The organism is Salinicoccus albus DSM 19776 (genome assembly GCF_000385175.1).
GTDB classification, from domain to species: Bacteria; Bacillota; Bacilli; order Staphylococcales; family Salinicoccaceae; genus Salinicoccus; species Salinicoccus albus.
This window is the reverse complement of sequence record NZ_ARQJ01000004.1, coordinates 1-1837: the sequence shown is the minus strand read 5'-3', so window position 1 is coordinate 1837 and position 1837 is coordinate 1. Positions and strand designations below refer to the sequence as shown.

1 protein-coding gene is annotated in these 1837 nt (G+C 42.1%); it reads left to right on the top strand.

What is annotated here, in order from left to right; genetic code table 11:
• The first annotated feature begins 486 nt into the window (after nt 1-486).
• Complete coding sequence (ltrA, locus tag G343_RS0100090; protein ID WP_020006093.1) at nt 487-1758, top strand: group II intron reverse transcriptase/maturase; 1272 nt, start codon at nt 487-489, stop codon at nt 1756-1758.
• Nucleotides 1759-1837 lie beyond the last annotated feature (79 nt).

Here is a 1837-nt window from a genome sequence, read left to right as displayed (position 1 = left end):
TTTTTAAGTATGACGGGCATGTCATATATCTGGGGTGAAAGTCCTCTTAGCGCGTAGTTATCGACGAAGCTAGCTAGCGACTCGCAAGCTTCACATCGTGAGATGTGGGGGAGAGGAAGCGATAGCGAAATCGTGGCCTGACGAATAGGAACAGGATAATGAGGCATTGTAGGAGGGTGAGTTGACTTAAGACAACAAAGTCCCTAAAGATAACCGTAACCCTATGGTGTAAATCCTGCAGGTAAACGAAGAAAGATATATGACTTATCCCGTGAGGTCTCATGAACGCTTAGTAGTAACAACGAATCATGAGAAGTCAGCAAAAGTCATAGTAGGTAAATACCGAAGGACTGAACAATTCACCGTGTTTGAAGTGAAACGTATGTATCTGTCATTAATCTGATGAGTCATGCAAGGCGGCGTATCTGCTGAGCATCACTGGAAAACTAAGATAAGATGAGAGACAACAGAAGGGAACAAAAACACATGTCAAAGCTATTAAACATGATTTTAGACAGACAGAACCTTTTAAAGGCTTACAAACAAGTGGTATCAAATAAAGGGACGGCCGGGGTAGATGATGTAACAGTAGAGGAATTGGGGAGCTACATCCGACAAAACTGGAAAATAATCAGCCGGGATATTAAAGAGAGAAGCTATATTCCCCAACCAGTACAACGTGTAGAGTTTCCAAAACCTGAAGGCGGCGTCAGATTGCTCGGTATCCCAACAGCTATCGATCGTGTAATTCAACAAGCAATGGCTCAAATACTAAGTCCGAAATTCGAAGTGCACTTTTCAGATAATAGTTTCGGATTTAGACCGGGCCGCAGTTGTGAAATGGCTATACAGAAACTACTGAATTATTTCAACGAAGGCAGCTTGTGGGTGGTAGACATAGATTTAGAAAATTTTTTCGACTGTGTCCCCCATGACAAATTGATGAGTCTGATTAGAAATGTGATACAAGACCCGGATACGGAATCATTGATACACAAATATCTAAGAGCAGGCGTAATCATTAACGGGAAATTTGAGAGAACTTCTGTAGGCATGCCGCAAGGCGGCAACCTTTCACCGCTACTAAGCAATATAATGCTCAATGAACTCGATAAGGAATTAGAAAAAAGAGAACATGACTTTGTAAGATATGCAGATGATTGTCTGATTCTTGTGAGGAGCGAGGCAAGTGCTAAGCGAACGCTGCGAACTATCACTCACTGGATTGAATGCAAACTTGACCTGAAAGTGAACGCAACCAAGAGTAGAATCACGAGACCAACAAAGTTGAAATATCTTGGATTCGGTTTCCATAAAGACAGCAAAGCGAACAAATGGAAGAGCCGTCCCCACAAAGATTCGATAACAAGTTTCAAACAAACATTGAAACGACTCACGAGTCGAAGATGGTCGGTGAATTTAAGATACCGAGTAAGAAAACTTAATGAGGTGATTAGAGGCTGGATTAACTACTTCTCAACCAGTTCGATGCGAACACATCTAAAGAAGATAGACGCGCACTTACGAACAAGACTAAGAATGTGTATCTGGAAGATGTGGAAAGTGCCTACTCGAAGAGAATGGGGGCTAAAGAAGCTCGGCATAGGAAAGGATTTAGCCAGACTGACCGCATATTGCGGTGACAGATATATTTGGGTCGCTACGAAAACGTGTCTTAAAAGAGCTATATCAAAAGAAAAACTAGCCCAAGCCGGGCTAGTTAACTGTCTAGAATATTATAATACTATTAATAGTTAACAACGTGAATTGAACCGCCGTATACGGAACCGTACGTCCGGTGGTGTGAGAGGGTAAGGCTATCTTACCCTACTCGATT

Bases quoted from the DNA above. Each gene is read 5' to 3' on its own strand.
- ltrA (WP_020006093.1), top strand. From the start codon at position 487: ATGTCAAAGCTATTAAACATGATTTTAGACAGACAGAACCTTTTAAAG.